General features: G+C 44.7%; 16 protein-coding genes. 10 read left to right on the top strand and 6 right to left on the bottom strand.

The features are described 5' to 3' along the window. Positions 1-12: 12 nt before the first annotated feature. The 3 genes from RAM70_RS07750 to RAM70_RS07740 all read left to right on the top strand — a co-directional run bounded on the left by RAM70_RS07750 (position 13) and on the right by RAM70_RS07740 (position 2018). On the top strand, positions 13-1176 hold the full coding sequence (locus RAM70_RS07750; RefSeq protein ID WP_190380501.1) for an S-layer homology domain-containing protein: 1164 nt from the start codon (positions 13-15) through the stop codon (positions 1174-1176). Between the two features lie 342 nt (positions 1177-1518). After that, positions 1519-1746 carry a hypothetical protein gene (locus RAM70_RS07745; RefSeq protein WP_002735837.1) on the top strand — a complete coding sequence of 76 codons (228 nt, stop codon included), beginning with the start codon at positions 1519-1521 and terminating at the stop codon, positions 1744-1746. Further along, positions 1743-2018 (top strand): ParE family toxin-like protein, encoded by a 276-nt coding sequence (locus RAM70_RS07740; RefSeq protein WP_004161552.1) that lies wholly within the window; start codon positions 1743-1745, stop codon positions 2016-2018. The genes RAM70_RS07745 and RAM70_RS07740 overlap by 4 nt, the downstream gene beginning before the upstream one ends. Positions 2019-2513: 495 nt before the next feature. Here RAM70_RS07740 and dusB read toward each other — a convergent pair whose 3' ends face one another. Beyond that, positions 2514-3521 (bottom strand): tRNA dihydrouridine synthase DusB, encoded by a 1008-nt coding sequence (dusB, locus tag RAM70_RS07735; RefSeq protein ID WP_045362757.1) that lies wholly within the window; start codon positions 3519-3521, stop codon positions 2514-2516. Between the two features lie 199 nt (positions 3522-3720). Here dusB and RAM70_RS07730 point away from each other — a divergent pair, with 199 nt between their 5' ends. The 3 genes from RAM70_RS07730 (at position 3721) to RAM70_RS07720 (ending at position 8262) form a co-directional block, all read left to right on the top strand. Further along, positions 3721-5295, top strand: a complete 1575-nt coding sequence (locus RAM70_RS07730; protein WP_312673130.1) for a glucose-6-phosphate isomerase — start codon at positions 3721-3723, stop codon at positions 5293-5295. Between the two features lie 237 nt (positions 5296-5532). Continuing rightward, the gene (locus tag RAM70_RS07725; RefSeq protein WP_045362686.1) at positions 5533-6747 is read left to right on the top strand and encodes an ABC transporter permease; all 1215 of its coding nucleotides are present in this window, start codon (positions 5533-5535) and stop codon (positions 6745-6747) included. Positions 6748-7602: 855 nt separating this feature from the next. Next, entirely contained in the window at positions 7603-8262 is a 660-nt protein-coding gene (locus RAM70_RS07720; RefSeq protein WP_312673128.1) for a PEP-CTERM sorting domain-containing protein, read from the top strand. A gap of 163 nt (positions 8263-8425) precedes the next feature. On the opposite strand, the gene hisD is transcribed toward RAM70_RS07720, so the two are convergent. Beyond that, positions 8426-9691, bottom strand: a complete 1266-nt coding sequence (gene hisD / locus RAM70_RS07715; protein ID WP_312673126.1) for a histidinol dehydrogenase — start codon at positions 9689-9691, stop codon at positions 8426-8428. A 382-nt stretch (positions 9692-10073) separates the two neighbouring features. Here hisD and accC point away from each other — a divergent pair, with 382 nt between their 5' ends. From accC to RAM70_RS07700, 3 genes are read left to right on the top strand one after another with little or no spacing between them, the layout of a single operon-like run. Further along, a complete protein-coding gene (accC, locus tag RAM70_RS07710) occupies positions 10074-11420 on the top strand; it encodes an acetyl-CoA carboxylase biotin carboxylase subunit (protein WP_002734953.1) in 1347 nt (448 codons plus the stop codon). A 43-nt stretch (positions 11421-11463) separates the two neighbouring features. Next, positions 11464-12033, top strand: a complete 570-nt coding sequence (locus RAM70_RS07705) for a Uma2 family endonuclease (RefSeq protein WP_045362694.1) — start codon at positions 11464-11466, stop codon at positions 12031-12033. Between the two features lie 30 nt (positions 12034-12063). Then, positions 12064-12639: a Uma2 family endonuclease gene (locus RAM70_RS07700; protein ID WP_045362696.1), complete on the top strand. Its 576-nt coding sequence runs from the start codon at positions 12064-12066 to the stop codon at positions 12637-12639. 99 nt (positions 12640-12738) lie between these two features. On the opposite strand, the gene RAM70_RS07695 is transcribed toward RAM70_RS07700, so the two are convergent. Continuing rightward, positions 12739-13206, bottom strand: coding sequence for a DUF29 domain-containing protein (locus RAM70_RS07695; protein ID WP_045362699.1), 468 nt, complete (start codon positions 13204-13206; stop codon positions 12739-12741). A gap of 122 nt (positions 13207-13328) precedes the next feature. Continuing rightward, on the bottom strand, positions 13329-13928 hold the full coding sequence (locus RAM70_RS07690; RefSeq protein WP_045362702.1) for a Uma2 family endonuclease: 600 nt from the start codon (positions 13926-13928) through the stop codon (positions 13329-13331). Positions 13929-14119: 191 nt separating this feature from the next. Here RAM70_RS07690 and RAM70_RS07685 point away from each other — a divergent pair, with 191 nt between their 5' ends. After that, positions 14120-15715, top strand: a complete 1596-nt coding sequence (locus RAM70_RS07685; RefSeq protein WP_190380643.1) for an Hsp70 family protein — start codon at positions 14120-14122, stop codon at positions 15713-15715. Between the two features lie 329 nt (positions 15716-16044). Here the strand turns inward: RAM70_RS07685 and RAM70_RS07680 are convergent, their stop codons facing one another. Then, a complete protein-coding gene (locus RAM70_RS07680) occupies positions 16045-16176 on the bottom strand; it encodes a hypothetical protein (RefSeq protein ID WP_002757361.1) in 132 nt (43 codons plus the stop codon). Positions 16177-16372: 196 nt separating this feature from the next. Continuing rightward, positions 16373-17626, bottom strand: a complete 1254-nt coding sequence (locus RAM70_RS07675; RefSeq protein WP_190380644.1) for a competence/damage-inducible protein A — start codon at positions 17624-17626, stop codon at positions 16373-16375. Positions 17627-17710 lie beyond the last annotated feature (84 nt).

The following is a 17710-nucleotide window of genomic DNA, read 5'->3' as shown; positions in this document are numbered from 1 at the left end:
CGCTACAGTACAATGATCACCCTGCTGGGCATTTTAGCAGCCTGTAGTGGCAATCCTGTCCTAGAAAATCGTCTGGCTGCCGATCCTAATCTACAAACAAATCCCATACCAGAAAACTCTCCTAATAACAAGCAATTACCCGCAAATTTTCCCGCAGAAATTCCTCGATATAGTCAATCAGAATTATTATCCGTGCAGACAAATCCCGATAATACCGGTGGACAAACCCGTTGGCAATCCAACGATCCCAGCAATGCGATCGAGGCTTTTTATCAACAGGAATTAGTTAATAATAATTGGGAAATTATCACTCCCTTTTCTGGGGAAGGAGTCAATAGTACCCTGACGGCCCGTCGAGATAATTTAGAATTAACTATCACCATAACTGCCACTTCTCCCAATACCGAATATAGCCTCGATTATCGTCCAACAGGAACGCCGATTGCTTCCCCTAGTCCCTCCCCTAGTCCCTCCCCGTTACCCAATCTCAATCCCACCAGTTTTAACGATCTCGAATCCTTACCTAATCCCTTAAAGAGCCACATTCAAGACTTAGCTAGATTGGGAGTATTAACAGGTAATAACAATCAGTTTAACCCTAATGATACAATAACGCGCCGAGAATTTGCGCGCTGGTTGTTACGGGCTAATAATGCGATTTATGCTAATGTGGCGGGTAAACAAATCCGTTTAGCTACTCCCAATAGTTCCCCAGCTTTTAGTGATGTTAAAAATAACGATCCTGATTATATTTATATTCAAGGATTAGCGGAAGCGGGGTTAATTCCCTCTCCTTTAACGGGAGATAGTAGCGCCCTTTTATTCCGTCCCAATGCCCCTTTAACCCGGGAAGATTTAATCGCGTGGAAAGTGCCATTAGATATCAGAAAAGCTTTACCGAGTGCCAATCTTGATACGATTAAAAATACTTGGGGTTTTCAGGATACTAATAAAATTAACCCGCAGCTGGTGCGCGCTCTTTATGCCGATTTTCAAAATGCCGAACAAGCCAATATTCGGCGAGTTTTTGGTTTTACTACCCTATTTCAGCCAAAAAGACCAGTAACTCGCGCTGAAGCTGCCGCTACTTTATGGTATTTTGGTTTTCAAGGTGATGGTGTTTCCGCTGCCGATGCCGTACAAGGTCAAGATACGCAACAGAGTGGGGTTAATTAATAGGTAAATGTTGTTGTTTCCTAACAACTTAGGATGGGAGAGTAGCAAAAATTGTCCTTAAAAGGTGTCCAGCTATCATTATTTACCGAAGATTCAGCTCTCAAATCAGCAACGCCCAAGATTCTGCCAATGTTCAGCATTCAAGGGGATAGCCAATCATTGTTTCTTCCCCATTATCCCACTATTCCGCAACAAGTCTAATATACGGGAAGCGATCGAGCTTTATTTACAACCTGATGCTATCGACCTTCCACCCGGAGCAGTAATCCGTGAGGTTATGGTCCGATGACTCGACTCAGGAGGTGGTAAAATATTCCCATGCCTGTAAAACATTAACAAAACATGACTACTCTGTTGCAAAAAGCATTCACAGAAATCCAGAAACTGCCAGAGTCTCTTCAGGATGAACTTGCTCAACAATTGCTGGAAGATATTGAAAGTGAATTAAAGTGGCAGCAAAGCCTTTCTAACGAAGATCTGGAATTGGGAGCTTTAATAACAATGGCACAGGAAGCCCTGATAGAAGAACAAGAGGGGAGAACAGAAGATAAAGGCTTTGGGGAAGAATGAAGTCAGCCAGAACCAAGAGGTTTCGTCAACTTTTTCTCAGTTTGCCGCAAAGGGTACAAGAAACAGCCAAGAAAAATTACGAGATTTGGCAAGAAAATCCATTTCACCCCAGCCTAGAGTTCAAAGAGGTGAAACCAAGAGAAAAAATCTGGTCAGTCAGAGTCGGCATTGGATGGCGAGCATTAGGGATTAAGAAGTCAGACGAAGAAAAGATAGTTTGGTTCTGGGTTGGTTCACACTCCGAGTATGACAAGATTCTAGGTAAGAATTAGGAGCGATCTAACCAATCACTGCACCCGACCGAGAGTTAGACTAATAATATCATTCAAGGTTGATGATAGCGGGTCAGTGCGATCGTTATCTGTAAATATTCTCGTTTTCAAGGTTTAATTGGGCAATAGCTCTATCAATTAAATCACAGCCCTAGGCTGGTTTGACGCAAGGAAACCCAACCCCTTCGTTTAACTGAATATATCGGAATAGTCAGGAGCAGGCAAGCAAATTGCGCCATAAGGCTGAAACCCGTGAGCGGGCTTAGGTAGGGTTTGCTGAATAAATGTGAAATATAGACGAGGTAAGGTTTTAGGGGACTGTTTCGCGAAACAGGTGCAAGATTTTGAGAGTCCTGTAGGGGCGAAGCATTCGGGCATAACCTATCGCTGAAACCGTAGATTTCCTATCCGAATGCTTCGCCTCTACTTTTTCAGCAAACCCTACTTAGACTAATAATATCATTCAAGGTTGATGATAGCGGGTCAGTTCAACCGTTATCTGTAAATATTCTCGTTTTCAAGGTTTAATTGGGCAATAGCTCTATCAATTAAATCACAGCCCTCCGCCAGGGATTCAATCCGCGAAAACCGATCGCGCCAAACCGCCGCACCGGTAAAATTCTGACAATACCAAGCCAAATGTTTCCGGGCTTGCCAAATACCGCGTTGTCCCTTGTATAGCCATAGCCCCTGTAAATGCTCTTTAGCTAGGCTTAACAGGTCAATAGAGGTGGGTTTCGGCAACTTTTTGCCTGTTTTGAGGTAATAATCGATTTCCCCCACCAAATAGGGATAACCGAGGGTTCCCCGCGAACACATCACCCCATCGGCCCGGGTAAATTCCAAACAATTAATCGCCGCTTCCACAGAAACGATATCACCATTAGCAATGACAGGAATTGATAAAACCTCCTTCACCCGTTTAATCCATTGCCAATCGGCCGGCCCGTGATAACCCTGTTCCCTAGTGCGTGCGTGCAGGGTCAACATTTGCGCTCCCGCATCTTGCAAACGACGGGCAAAATCGATAATATTAATCTCCTGAGCGTTCCATCCCAAGCGAGTTTTCACCGTTACTGGCACCGATACCGCTCCCACCACTTCCCTAACAATTTGCTCGGCAATTTCTGGCTGTCGTAAAAGCGAAGAACCGCCGCCTTTTTTAGTAATTTTATTAACTGGACAACCCATATTAATATCGATGGTCATCGCTCCTTCTTTAACCGCTTTTTCCGCCGCCACAGCCATAAAATCGGGACGGCAATCAAATAATTGCATACTAATGGGTTGTTCTTTGTCCCCGATAACCATTAATTGCGGTAACTCTTGCAGCTGGGAGATTTCTGTCGCATTAACCATCTCGGTATAGAGCATGGAATCAGGAGCAAAGCGTCTCACCAAGCGCCGAAACACTAAATCGGTGACACCGGATAAAGGTGATTGCAAGACGCGGCTATGCACTTCTAAGTTACCGATTTTGAGGGGGGATGAGTAGATAGCCATAGGAAAGGTTAAAAAATCAACAGCCAACACCAGCAAACCGAACAATTAGGGGATAGTTCCGTCACTGTTAGCATTTTGCCAACCCCTAATATATGGTTAACCGTCATCTTCTAGTCTAAAACTACCTGTATGATGATTGGAGAGGATAGAATCCTATCTCCCCTAAACGAGTAATTAAACAAAAATTTCGCTTTTTTTTATGGATAATCTGCAACTCTGGCAACGTTACCAAGATTGGTTATACTATCACCCTAACCTAGAACTTTATCTCGATGTCAGTCGGATTCCCTTCGATGAGGCTTTTCTCAAAGGTCTAGAAGCAAAATTTGAGCGTGCTTTCCAAGATATGGCAGCTTTAGAACAGGGTGCGATCGCCAATCCCGACGAACAGCGTATGGTCGGCCACTACTGGCTGCGCGCTCCTGAACTCGCTCCTAACCAGGAATTGCGGGACGAAATCACCGAACCAATAGCACAGATCAAAGAATTTGTCAAAAAAATTCACTCCGGAGCGATTAAGCCGCCCAATCGGGCAAAATTTAGCCATATCCTCTGTGTCGGCATCGGGGGGTCTGCTTTGGGTCCCCAATTCGTCGGTTCGGCTCTATCCCCCCTTAATCCCCCCTTAGAGATTGCTTTTATTGATAATACCGACCCTAAAGGCATCGATCGCACCCTAGCCCATTTACCCCTAGCTACCACCCTGGTTATCGTCACCAGTAAATCCGGCGGCACTCCCGAAGCGAGAAACGGAATGTTAGAAGTCCGCAACGCTTACGAAAAACAAGATTTAGACTTTCCGCCACACGCGGTCGCCGTCACTATGCCGGGTAGCCAACTGGACAAATACGCCCAAGATTGGCTAACTCGTTTCCCCATGCAGGATTGGGTCGGTGGTCGTACATCAGAACTATCCGCCGTCGGTCTTCTCCCGGCCGCTTTGCAGGGTATCGACATCGATGAAATGTTAGCCGGGGCCAAAGAAATGGACATCGCCACCCGCGTCCATAACCTGAAAAAAAATCCTAGCGCCCTACTTGCTCTAGCTTGGTATCATGAGGGCAATGGCAAGGGAGAGAAAGATATGGTGATTCTGCCCTACAAAGACAGTCTCTATCTCTTTAGCCGCTATCTGCAACAATTGGTCATGGAGTCCCTCGGTAAAGAAAAAGACCTCGATGGTAATAAGGTGTACCAAGGGATCGCCGTCTATGGTAACAAAGGTTCCACGGACCAACACGCCTACGTCCAACAATTACGCGAAGGTATTCCCAATTTCTTCGCCACTTTTATTGAAGTGTTAAAAGACCGACAAGGAGATTCCATGGAAGTGGAAACTGGCTCCACTGCTGGCGATTTCCTCTCAGGATTACTGCAAGGTACTCGACAAGCTTTATACGAAAATAGTCGTCACTCTATCACTATCACTATCCCAGAGGTTACTCCCCGTCAGGTGGGGGCCTTGATCGCCCTCTACGAACGGGCCGTTAGTTTCTATGCTAGTTTAGTTAACATTAACGCCTACCATCAACCCGGGGTAGAAGCAGGGAAAAAAGCCGCCGCTTCTATTCTGGATTTACAAAGAAAAATCGTGCAAGTTGTTCGGGAAACGGGAACTGCTCTCGACCTAACCACACTAGCGGCCAAAATCGGCTCTAGTGACCAAGTTGAGGCTATCTATAAAATCGTCCGTCATCTCCACGCTAATCAGCGCAGTTTAACTATTACCGGCGATTTAAGCAAACCGGAAACGATCCAAATCTCTACCCGCTAATCAGTTATCAGTTATCAGTTATCAGTTATCAGTTATCAGTTATCAGTTATCAGTTATCAGTTATCAGTTATCAGATGTAAGTTAATTAGTTAATTAGTTATTTATTTATCTTCATCTTTATCCCTGATAACTGATTACTGTTTACTTTTCACTGTTTACTGTTTACTTTTCACTGATTACTGTTTACTTTTCACTGATTACTGTTTACTGATCACTGATCACTGAATGTAACTAACCATGGAAATGCTCGAAAACCTGAAAATGGCTTTTTCCGCTTTGATGGGCAATAAACTGCGTAGTGGTCTGACTATGCTGGGAATTGCTATCGGTAACGCCTCCGTCATTGCCCTAGTGGGAGTGGGTGAAGGAGCGCAAAAAGTCGCCCTCGAGCAGTTTGAAGCCCTCGGTCCGAATGTTTTATTTGTTTCCACCTCCTCGCGCAATGTCCGGCGGACAATTCCTAATCCCCGGCCCCTCACCTACGAAGATGCTCAAGCGATCGCATCTCAAGTTCCCGCCATTGCCGCCATTTCTCCCGAATTGAGCGGTAAAAGAATCTTATCCTTCGGTAATAGAACCAGTAATAGCCCCCTGATTGGGGTGGGAGCCGAGTACCTAAACGTGCGTAACCGTCAACTATCTAAAGGTAGATTTATTATGGAATCTGACCTGAAACGGGATAATCGCGTGATTGTCTTGGGATCGGAATTAGCCAAAAATCTCTTTGGTAATCGCAATCCCGTCGGCGAAAATCTTCGCATCGGCAATCTTGGTTTTCAAGTGATTGGAATTTTACAGGCGAAAGGCTCCTTATTTGAGGCTAATCAGGACGATCGAGCTTTAATTCCCCTAACTACCATGTCTAATCAGGTTTTAGGGCGCAATTCTATCTTTGGCATTCCCCTGACTCATATTTCTGTCTTGGCGAAAAACTCTGCCCAAATTAAAGCCGCCCAGTTTCAGATTAGCAACCTGCTGCAAATGCGTCATCAGGTCAGCGACGAGAATTATGTGCAGGTTTTCCTCCAAACCACAGTCTTAGAAATGGCCAAAGAGACTAACGATAGTTTAACTAGAATGTTAGCCTCGATCGCCAGTATTTCCCTTTTTGTTGGGGGAATCGGCGTAATGAATATTATGCTCGTGTCAGTCACGGAAAGAACCCAAGAAATCGGGTTAAGAAAGGCTTTAGGAGCCAAAGAAGGGGATATAAAAGGTCAATTTCTCATTGAATCGGTGATTTTAGCCACCACTGGCGGAATTATCGGGATTTTTGTCGGCATTCAAGGAATGTATCTAGCGGGAATTTTTGCCGCTTTAACCACCAGTGTCTCAATCCCTGCGATAATTCTCGCTTTAGGAGTTTCTAGTGCCATCGGTCTGATTTTCGGTGTTGTTCCCGCTCATCGTGCCGCTAAATTAGACCCAATCGTTGCTTTGAGAAGATTATAAGACTTCTGACCAAAGTAAGCTCTTGAGCTGCTATCAGGTCATACTCCCCTCTCCCACCCCCCCTGCCCCCCCGATGTCGGGGGGCAGGGGGCAAGGGGGGGGGAAATTTATCGACAAAGATGGCCAATAGATATTGAAGAAGTATTTGGCAAAAGCTTATTAGATAGGGCTTGCTGAAAAAGTTTGTTGGTGGGGTTAGGAGTCGGTCGTCAGTAGCCGGTCGTCGGTCGGGGAAGTCAGAATAACACAATGACCTCGCGCACTGGGAAGCAGAACCCTTTGCAATCGCCTCCGGAAAGTGCAAGGGTTTTGAGTCTCTCGGATCGATTTCTCAACCTTTGTTTCTTGCACTTTTTTGGCTAAAAAAGTCCCAAAACCGTTTTCTAGTAAAACTTCCAGTAATTTTCAGCAAGCCCTAGATAAATTGCGCTATTTACGGAGTTTTATGTGTCAACATATCAGCTAAGTAGTCGTGCAAAATTAATTTCCTAGTCGAGACAGGAGACAGGCTTCGGCCGTGAGCTTTTGCGTTCGACAAAAGCTCACGCCGAGGTCCGAACGGAGACAGGAGACGGTCGTCAGGAGACGGGGACTCCGGGACAGCTATCAGGGATCAGATTTGAATTTTTAGTTCACTGTTTACTGGTCACAGCAAAAAGCTTTTGGCTGACGGGTGACGGCTTGGATGTGTAATTAATTTTGCTTAGGTACTTATGTACACTGGTTGAGGAAAATTGTCTATTTTATCGGTTTTTATGAAATCTTTAGAATATTTTGCCTGATCTGAAGTTCTAATGGTATAGAGTACAGACATCTATGTGTTTTGTTCTAACAAAAAACAACAAACAACTCAAAATGACTACCAACATCTCTAGACAACTAACCACTGGCGCTCTCGCCATTGCGGGCAGCGTTGCGGCTTTCGGCTTTGCCGGTGCTGCTCAGGCTGCTCAATTAAATGCTAACATTGGCTATGTTCCAGTGGGTACAGTTTCTTATGCGGGCCCTAATCTATCCAATGCCACCTCACTTACCTTTCCTAATATAAACTTGGTCAATACCAACCAACCAACTTATCTGGGTAACCCCAACGACTTTTTCTCTGGCCCTCTAGCGGTTGCCATTGGTTCGTCTGTAGCTCTCTCTCCCCTGACCTTCGACTTCTCTGAAGCGGATGGTGTTCCCGGTGCCGGTGCTTTTACCGTAACCTTTACTACCGCCTCTGGCACGGCTACTTTCACCGCCACATCCTTTACAACCGATTCTGCTCCGGGTAATGTAGATACCTTGGATCTGCTGATCCAAGGTACAACCACTGGAAATGGTTTTGATCCCACTCCCTCTAGCCTTCTCGTTAACCTCAACCAAGTCGGCGGTCCGGGTGGTGTAGTTAACGCCTCTAGTACCTTTGCTTCTCCCCCCCAAACCCCCACAGCTGATGTCCCCGAACCCTCTGCTATACTCGGTATCTTAGCCGTTGTTGGTGCTGGTGCTTTCGCTCGTCGCAAGAGCTAGTCACTGCCATTAAATCGAAAACAGGCGTTAAGGTTAAGCTTAACGCTTTTTTTTGTGGCTAGAGAGGGGGAAGTGCGGAACCTTCTACCGGGTACTAGAACCGGTTGGTGTTCTGGACGGAGACACCGCCGCCAGCCATTGCAACGGTAAAGCCTACAACAGCTTAGTTTTTCTCGGTTCCGTCGCGACCTCGGGATTCTATAGCCCCGTCCGTTGCCGTAAATCCCTCCGCTTGCGCTAATATTTGCAGATTGTGGGCTATGGAGGCGAAAGAATCGGCAGGATATTCGATCAAAGTGGCGGAATCGAGAAAAGTTTCCACTCCCACAGGACAACCCAAATAATCAGCCACCGCTTTTGGAGTAGTGGAACCGAGGAGAATAGTTCCCGATTGTCTCACAGAAGATAGCTTTTCCCAAGGCTCATCGATCATTAAGGATAAATGGGTGGGAGCAAAAAGATTCGATAATTCGATCGCTTTTTCCAATGATTCCACCACCACGATTAAGCCATAATGAGCGATCGCTTTTTCCGTTAACAATCTCTGGGGATGTACCTGTAACTGTTTTTGTACTTCTTCCTGTACTATTAACGCCAAAGCCTTATCCGTCGTCAATAAAATCGCAGCCGCTAGAGAATACTGTTCCGCTTGCGCTAATAGATCTAGGGCCAACTGTCTGGGATTAGCTTGATTATCGGCAATAATAACCAAATCAGAAGTAATAGAGAGATAATCGATTTTTACATGGTCAGAAACCAGTTTTTTAGCCAAATTAGTATAAAAATCACCTATTCCGGCAATCATCTCCACGGGAGCGATCGTTTTTGTGCCGTAGGCTAAAGCGGCGATCGCCTGTGGTCCAGCCACCCGATAAATCTCACTAATACCCACCGATTGGGCTGCCACTAAAATCGCCGGATGGATGCGTAAATCCTCATCGGCGGGGGATACCATGACAATCCGTTTAACCCCCGCTATTTTGGCAGGAATCGCCTGTTGGAGCAATAAACTGAGATAGGCTCGTTTACCATCGGGAACGACAATTCCCACACTGTTAACTGGTTGATAACGTTTCCCCCGAACCGTACCATCCTCAGGAAACTGGACCCAAGCTTTGGGAAGACGCTGACGGTGAAAAGCATCCATTTTTTCACAGGCAACAGCGATCGCATTTAATAAGTCCTGCGACACCTGTTGATAAGCAGCATCGAGTTCCGAGCCACTCACCTTCAGTTGCTGTAGATTAAGGGACTGTTGATAGAATTTTTCTGTGTAATCCACCAACGAGCGATCGCCAGCAAGTCGCACCTGATCGACAATCTCTCGGACAAGCGATTCTTTTTCCCGAATTTCCGGATCGTCGAACCGTTCCCGAATTCGTCTCAGTTCCGTTCTGGCTGACCATGGCTCTGTGATAATTCGCAACATCGAGCTATTATCCTCTAGGGGCGAAACGAGATTAAAAGGTTTTCACTTCTCACACTCTAGCTTATCGCTTTCAATCTTGACCGGGGAGGGAGACCGAGTCAGTTATTTTAGCCGTCAGGAGATAGGAGTCGGTCGTCGGTCGTCAGAAGATTAGTTTTATTTATTCTCCCCACACCCCACACCCCACACCCCACACCCCACACCCCACACCCCACACCCCACACCCCACACCCCACACCCCACACCCCACACCCCACACCCCACACCCCACACCCCACACCCCACACCCCACTTCCCCACTTCCCGATTTCCCCAAGGTAACAAAACCAGATATTCTACTAAATAGTCGCCTATCACACCAGTTTGATCTCGTGGTCGTCCAATGCAGTTTGCCAAGATATTAATCGCCAATCGCGGGGAAATCGCCTTAAGAATCCTTCATAGTTGCGAAGAATTGGGCATTAGAACCGTTGCCGTCCACTCTACCATCGATCGCCATGCCCTTCATGTTCAATTGGCCGATGAGAGTGTTTGTATTGGTCCGCCTCCGAGCAGCAAAAGTTACTTAAATATCCCTAATATCATCTCGGCTGCCCTAACACGCAACGCCACGGCCATCCATCCCGGTTACGGTTTTTTGGCAGAAAACGCCCGCTTTGCCGAAATTTGTGCCGATCATCAGTTAACTTTTATCGGTCCGTCTCCCAGTGCTATTCTGGCTATGGGCGATAAATCCACCGCTAAAAAAACCATGCAAAAAGCGGGAGTTCCCACTATCCCCGGCAGTGGTGGTTTAATTACCTCGGAAGCGGAAGCAAAGCGTATCGCTGATGACATCGGTTATCCTGTCCTGATTAAAGCCACTGCGGGGGGTGGAGGGCGTGGAATGCGTCTTGTCAAGAGTGCAGATGAACTAGGTAATATGTTAAAAGCCGCCCAAGGGGAAGCAGAAGCGGCTTTTGGCAATTCGGGAGTATATCTAGAAAAATTTATCGAATGTCCCCGACATATCGAGTTTCAGATTTTGGCCGATAGTCACGGTAACGTAATCCATTTAGGAGAAAGAGACTGTTCGATTCAGCGACGACACCAAAAACTGCTAGAAGAGGCCCCCAGTCCCTTCTTAACGCCCCATTTACGCTCAAAAATGGGTAATGCCGCCGTTAAAGCCGCTAAATCGATTAATTACGTCGGGGTGGGAACCGTGGAATTTTTAGTCGATAAACACGGTAATTTTTACTTCATGGAAATGAACACCCGTATTCAGGTGGAACACCCCGTCACGGAGATGATCACGGGGATAGACCTGATCCGAGAACAAATTCTGGTGGCACAGGGCGAAAAACTGCAAATTAAGCAAGATCAGGTGATATTTAGAGGACATTCGATCGAGTGTCGCATTAATGCCGAGGATCCCGATCACAATTTTCGCCCTCACCCCGGCAAAATTAGCGGTTATCTGCCCCCCGGTGGTCCGGGTGTCCGCATGGATTCCCACGTTTACACCGATTACGAAATCCCCCCCTATTACGATTCCCTAATTGGTAAGTTAATTGTCTGGGGAGAAAATCGCGAAACTGCGATTAAACGCATGAAACGCGCCCTGCGGGAATGTGCGATCACGGGAGTACCGACAACTATTGATTTCCATCGTAAAATATTGGAAACTCCCGCCTTTTTAGCCGGAGATGTTTACACTAATTTCATCCAAGAACATCTCTTGCCCTAGGGCGTTACCATGAATTTTAGACGAGAGTAGGTTGGGGATAATAATGACAGTAGAAGTTAAATTTAACTCGTTTCAACTCAGCGATGAACAGTTCTTTCAACTTTGTCAGGATAACCGAGATTTGCGCTTGGAACGCAACCCAAAAGGAGATTTAATTATTATGCCACCGACTGGAGGAGAAACCAGTAATTCTAACGCTGGAATCACTGCCCAATTATGGTTATGGAATAACCTAAATAAATTAGGTGTAGTTTTTGATTCTTCTGGAGGATTTAAACTACCGAATGGGGCCGATCGCTCTCCCGATGCTGCTTGGATACCTTTAGATAAATGGCAAGCTTTAACCCCGCAACAAAAGGAAAGATTTTTACCTCTATCTCCCGATTTTGTCATTGAATTAATGTCTCCTAGGGACAACATAGAAACGGCTAGGAAAAAAATGCAGGAATATTTAGATAATGGGACTCGTTTAGGTTGGTTAATCAATAGAAAAACTAGAGAAGTGGAAATTTATCGTCAAGGACAGACAGTAGAAATTTTAACCAATCCGGAGAGTTTATCGGGGGAAAATATTTTATCTCAATTTGTCTTAGAACTTGATAGTATTTGGTAATTCTATAATCCTATAAAAGAGAATCTAAACATGATGACAGTAGTAGAAGTTAAATTTAACTCGTTTCAACTCAGCGATGAACAGTTCTTTCAACTTTGTCAGGATAACCGAGATTTGCGCTTGGAACGCAACCCAAAAGGAGATTTAATTATTATGCCACCGACGGGAGGAAAAACGGGCAATAGTAACGGTAGAATCACCCAACAATTATTTAATTGGTCAGATAACAATGGTACGGGTATCGCTTTTGATTCTTCCACAGGATTTAAACTACCTAACGGGGCCGATCGCTCTCCCGATGCTGCTTGGATACCTTTAGAAAAATGGCAAGCTTTAACCCCACAACAAAAGGAAAGATTTTTACCTCTATCTCCCGATTTTGTCATTGAATTAATGTCTCCTAGGGACAACATAGAAACGGCTAGGAAAAAAATGCAGGAATATTTAGATAATGGGACTCGTTTAGGTTGGTTAATCAATAGAAAAACTAGACAAGTAGAAATTTATCGTCAAGGACAGGCAGTAGAAATTTTAACTAATCCAGAGAGTTTATCGGGGGAGAATATTCTGCCAGAATTTAGTTTAAATCTTACTTTGATTTGGTAAGCCAATTTAATTTAGGGAGTGATTCAGAAGTAGTGATTGCCGCTTAAGGCTTTGCTTTGTTAGGCATTGTATTCATGGACAAAATACCAAACTTCAGTTTTAAGGAAGATAGTCATAATCAAGGATTTCTGCAAGGGTGAAGGGTGATTCAATCGGGAATAAATCAGCAGCAAGTTGATATTTTCTGAAAGTATCTTCTCTGGCTGCTTGATAACAATCTATCCAGATTTCAGGAATCAATCTTCTCAGACTTGGACTCTCTTTTAATAAGCGTTGAACTTGTCGGCGTTGTTCAACAACTGTGCTGCGCCACCCTTGAGCATTTGCTTCCTTTTCAGTTAGCCAGTAAGTCAATTTAAGCAGATGTTCGGCAATGATGGTTAAGCGACTTTCTAGTTCTCGTTTTTCACTCCTTCCCATCGTTTCAATTTCTTCGATCAAATTTTCCAAGTCTAATTTTTCAAAACGATGTTCTTTGAGCAAGTTAGCGGTTTCTTGTAACCATCGGTAGAAATCTTCTTGATAAAGACTTTTACCTGACGAGACTAAAGACTTTTCGATGCTCATTTGATGATGACCTAAAAATATGATAGAGCAATCGGCGATTCTTACCACTGTTGCCTCTTGCCTGTTGCCTATTGCCTGACTTCTGCCAGAAGTCTAATATCGCAGGATTACTCCTGAAAACATCAGAGCTTTAAATTTAAGCTAAAATTGGGTAAAACATCTTCACCCGATAAATCAGTGGGATTTTCTAAGATCTCTACTTCCTTTCCTTGACGATAAATTTCAACTTGCCGATTCTGCGGATCGATTAACCAGCCTAACCTTGCGCCATTTTCCTTATATTCGAGCAGTTTTTTCTGTAATTTGTCAAGACTATCGGATTCAGACCGCAATTCCACCACAAAATCGGGACAGAGAGGAATAAATCCCTTTTTCTGCTTAGGGGTTAAAGATTCCCAGCGTTCTCGACTCACCCAGGATAGATCGGGAGAACGAATCGCCCCATTTGGTAGCATAAATCCAGTGGAAGAGTCAAACCCGACTCCCAAAGCTTCATTTTCTTCGCACCAGCGAAACAATTGTCCTGTTATACGAAAATTTCGCTGTCCTGATTCACCACCTGTCGGGGGATTCACGATTAATTCTCCTTGGGCTGTACGTTCTAATTTTAAGTCACGGTTGACCACAGCAAGGGCTTCAAACTGTTCAAGGGTGATAGAGAGAGCGATCGCGCTAGGAATTTCTAAGGAGAGGGTTTCGGGTGAGCTAGTAACTGCTAACATAATCCTTTGATCAGGTGCAACTCATATATACTATTAAAGATTATTTGTCAAGTTTCTGCTCAGACTTCTTGAGCTTACGCTGACCAAATTCTCTATTTTTTGGGGAAGTTTGCACCTCGATCGGGCGGGTTCAGTAAATAACAGGTTACAATGGCGGATAATTAACTAAATTTACCTAAAAACCATCGATCGTGTTCTACGCTATTGATTTCGGAACCAGTAATACCGTCATTACTCGTTGGAATGGGGCGACAAATAGGGCCGAAACCGTGAAATTATCGGAGTTATCCCAACAAATAGCCGACAATCCGCCACTAATTCCCAGTTTACTCTATATTAAATCAGCCAATCCCCTGCAAGTAATTGCCGGTCAAGCGGTACGGGATCGGGGTTTAGATATCGATCGAGATCCGCGTTTTTTTCGTCGCTTTAAACGAGGTATCGGGGCAAAAATTCAAGGATTTTTACCGGAATTAGAGGAAACTGTCCTCAGTTTCGAGGGGGTTGGCCAATGGTTTCTCGATAGCATCATCGACCACTTAAAAAACACCACCCCGGAAACCCCCCAATCTCTAGTTTTAACCGTCCCCGTCGATAGTTTTGAAAGTTACCGCAATTGGTTAAGTAATGTTTGTCAGGGTTGGGAAATCGAACAAATTCGCCTAATTGATGAACCCACGGCCGCCGCTTTGGGTTATGGAACCACTGGGGATCAAGTGATTTTAGTGGTAGATTTTGGCGGTGGCACTCTCGATCTTTCTTTGGTACAATTAGATTTAGATAATCCTCAAAAAAATCAAGGTTTTATTCTCAAGTGGGGAGAAAAACTTTTAGGCAATAATTCTGCCCAAAAAACTAAACTAGCGAGAGTTTTAGCCAAGGCGGGGACAAATTTAGGGGGGTCAGATATCGACGATTGGATTGTCGATTATTTTGCCCAAAAGCAATCTTTAGCGAAAACTTCCTTGACTACTCGTCTAGCAGAAAGATTAAAAATTAAACTTTCTTCCCAATTAACCGCCGAGGAGGTATATTTTGATGAGGAAAATTTCGAGAGTTACGAGTTAAGCTTAGATCGAGAACAATTGACCGATATTCTCCAACAACAAAACTTTTTTAATCAATTAGATGATTTAATGACGGGAGTTTTGCAACAGGGAAGACGCAATGGGGTTGAAGTTAGCGATATCGATGCGGTGTTATTAGTCGGGGGAACCGTACAAATTCCGGCGGTAAAAGATTGGGTGCGACAGTATTTTGATAGTAGTAAAATTAAAGAGGATCGACCCTTTGAAGCGATCGCTTTGGGAGCGTTACAATTAGCCCAAGGTTATCAAGTCAAAGATTTTCTTTATCATAGCTACGGGATTCGTTACTGGAATCGTCGCAAAAATGCCCACGCTTGGCATCCGATTATTAACTCCGGACAACCCTATCCTATGGAAAAACCCGTGGAATTAGTCCTAGGTGCTTCCGTGGACAATCAACCTAGCATTGAATTAATTATCGGCGAATTAGGCCCAGAAAGGGGGGCAATGGAGGTCTATTTTGATGGTGATAAATTAATTACTCGTTCCCTCGGTAATGGAGAAACTAGCGTCCAACCCTTAAATGATCGCGAGGGGGCCCGATCGATCGCTAAACTCGATCCTTTAGGTTTGCCTGGCAAAGATCGCATTAAAGTGCAGTTCTGGATTGATGATCAGTGTTTCCTGCGGATTAATGTGGAAGATTTACTCAGTCAAGAATTGTTACTAAATAATCAAATCGTCACCAAATTAAGCTAGGGTTTGCGGCAAAAAGTTGCTCGTGGGGGCAGGGTGTGGCCCCCCCAACCCCCCCGACATCGGGGGGGTTGGGTGTGGGGTGTAGGGTTTTACCCCTTTTCATGTGGTCAATTACCTAATTTTCAGGGAAAAATTACCTGAATTTTCCCCCCGATCACTCCCATATCTGGTACTTTTTGATTGACAAAAAGTCTAAAAGTGTTACCCAACAAAGTTTTTAGATTTATTCAGCAAGCTCTAAGCTAGGATTGGCTTCAGTCAAAAATCAAGTGCAGACTCATAGTAAGTTTGCACTGATATTATCGCAATATTCTGTTTTACCGGTGGCCTTATCGACTGTGATCGCGCACGGGGATCGGGATTAGTTCGGGTTCGGGTTCGGGTTCCGGACCAAAAACACTCTCGATCAGTTTGCGCGCCCATTCTCTCAACTTGTCTATCACTTCATCTAAATAGTCCATTGACCAAATGGCTCCTTTGAGATACTAGCTATGAGTTTTCGTCGATTGATCCCCGCAACAGCTTGATTCTGGAGAATTTTAACTGATTTTCATCGTTTGGCTGTTAAATCTGACGAGCGGGGGAATCTATATCTTGTATTTATATTAAGCTTAACATAGGTTTTTAGTCTGAGTATATATTCTTGGCAATTCTTTTTTAAGATATTGTTAATAAATTCCGGCGTAGGCGATCGAGCGCGGTATAAGCACTAATCTGACGAATTGTCAAGCGATCTCGATTTTCTCCGAAACGATGCTCTGATACAGTCACTTTTCCTTCAGGATCGGCTAAACCGATATAAACTATGCCCACGGGTTTTGTCTCGCTGCCGCCTCCTGGTCCGGCAATACCCGTGATACTGATCCCCCAATCGGTAGCGAGGCGTTTTTGCACCCCTAGGGCCATCTGTTGGGCAACAATGGCACTGACAGCCCCGAAATTATTTAAATCCCGCTCATTTACGTCTAAGAGGGCAACTTTTACCCGATTATCGTAGGAAATAACCCCACCCCAAAAATAATCGGAACTGCCAGCGATTTGGGTGATAATTTCCCCTAATCCTCCTCCAGTACAGGATTCTGCCACACTCAAAGTTTGTTTTTGTCGCCGCAACAGTTCCCCCACCACTGCGGGTAAAGTATCATCATCAGCACCAAAATAATCTAATCCGGCAATTTCCTTAATTTCCGTCGCTACCGGTTCAATTACCTGCAAAGCAGCCTCTAAAGAAGGGGCTTTCGTCGCAATTCGCAAACGCACTTCGCCTAAACCAGCATAGGGGGCAACGGTGGGATTAGTCAGATCAAATAAATGGACAACTTTTTCCGCTAAAGCTGACTCACCGATACCGCGAAATTTCAGAGAACGACTATAAATCCTCTCTTTGCCCCATCCTTGACTTTCTAGGTAAGGAATCGCCGTTTCTACCCACATTCTCTTCATTTCTGAGGGTACTCCGGGGAAAGTGAGAATAGTCAGGTTAGTCTGTGGTTGCCAGATCATGCCGGGGGCGGTTCCCGTTGGATTTGGCAAAAAATCGGCTCCCACGGGTATTAAAGCCTGTTTACTGTTACTAGGGGGCATTTCTCGCCCTAAAATCGTAAATTTAGCCTCGATTTCTGCTAATATCTCCTGATCTTCTCTGAGGGGCGTTTGGAAAAAATCGGCGATTGTTTCTGTGGTTAAATCGTCGGGAGTCGGTCCCAGTCCCCCGGTAAAAATTAAAATTGAGGAACGTTCTCGGGCAATAGCGATCGCTTTTTTCAGTCTTTCCACATTATCCCCCACCACCGTTTGATAATAATGGGGAATACCTAATTTTGCCAATTCTAGGGCTAAATATTGGGCGTTAGTGTTAACTATATCCCCTAATAATAATTCCGTTCCTACACAAATAATTTCAGCGGCCATAATTTTTGACAATTAGCTTAAGATTTTCAATTTTGATCATCAACTGATCTCCTGTCACCATCGTTCGATCGGGTTTCGGTAACG

Source organism: Microcystis wesenbergii NRERC-220 (genome assembly GCF_032027425.1).
In the GTDB taxonomy this organism is placed as follows: Bacteria; Cyanobacteriota; Cyanobacteriia; order Cyanobacteriales; family Microcystaceae; genus Microcystis; species Microcystis wesenbergii_A.
This window is presented reverse-complemented; position numbering and strand designations above follow the sequence as displayed.

What these genes read in the sequence shown, in the direction of transcription:
- RAM70_RS07680 (WP_002757361.1), bottom strand. Translation starts at nt 16,176, where the DNA reads ATGGACTATTTAGATGAAGTGATAGACAAGTTGAGAGAATGGGCGCGC.
- RAM70_RS07750 (WP_190380501.1), top strand. Translation starts at nt 13, where the DNA reads ATGATCACCCTGCTGGGCATTTTAGCAGCCTGTAGTGGCAATCCTGTC.
- RAM70_RS07720 (WP_312673128.1), top strand. Translation starts at nt 7,603, where the DNA reads ATGACTACCAACATCTCTAGACAACTAACCACTGGCGCTCTCGCCATT.
- RAM70_RS07675 (WP_190380644.1), bottom strand. Translation starts at nt 17,626, where the DNA reads ATGGCCGCTGAAATTATTTGTGTAGGAACGGAATTATTATTAGGGGAT.
- RAM70_RS07725 (WP_045362686.1), top strand. Translation starts at nt 5,533, where the DNA reads ATGGAAATGCTCGAAAACCTGAAAATGGCTTTTTCCGCTTTGATGGGC.
- RAM70_RS07705 (WP_045362694.1), top strand. Translation starts at nt 11,464, where the DNA reads ATGACAGTAGAAGTTAAATTTAACTCGTTTCAACTCAGCGATGAACAG.
- RAM70_RS07700 (WP_045362696.1), top strand. Translation starts at nt 12,064, where the DNA reads ATGATGACAGTAGTAGAAGTTAAATTTAACTCGTTTCAACTCAGCGAT.
- RAM70_RS07745 (WP_002735837.1), top strand. Translation starts at nt 1,519, where the DNA reads ATGACTACTCTGTTGCAAAAAGCATTCACAGAAATCCAGAAACTGCCA.
- hisD (WP_312673126.1), bottom strand. Translation starts at nt 9,691, where the DNA reads ATGTTGCGAATTATCACAGAGCCATGGTCAGCCAGAACGGAACTGAGA.
- dusB (WP_045362757.1), bottom strand. Translation starts at nt 3,521, where the DNA reads ATGGCTATCTACTCATCCCCCCTCAAAATCGGTAACTTAGAAGTGCAT.
- RAM70_RS07695 (WP_045362699.1), bottom strand. Translation starts at nt 13,206, where the DNA reads ATGAGCATCGAAAAGTCTTTAGTCTCGTCAGGTAAAAGTCTTTATCAA.
- RAM70_RS07740 (WP_004161552.1), top strand. Translation starts at nt 1,743, where the DNA reads ATGAAGTCAGCCAGAACCAAGAGGTTTCGTCAACTTTTTCTCAGTTTG.
- RAM70_RS07730 (WP_312673130.1), top strand. Translation starts at nt 3,721, where the DNA reads ATGGATAATCTGCAACTCTGGCAACGTTACCAAGATTGGTTATACTAT.
- accC (WP_002734953.1), top strand. Translation starts at nt 10,074, where the DNA reads ATGCAGTTTGCCAAGATATTAATCGCCAATCGCGGGGAAATCGCCTTA.
- RAM70_RS07690 (WP_045362702.1), bottom strand. Translation starts at nt 13,928, where the DNA reads ATGTTAGCAGTTACTAGCTCACCCGAAACCCTCTCCTTAGAAATTCCT.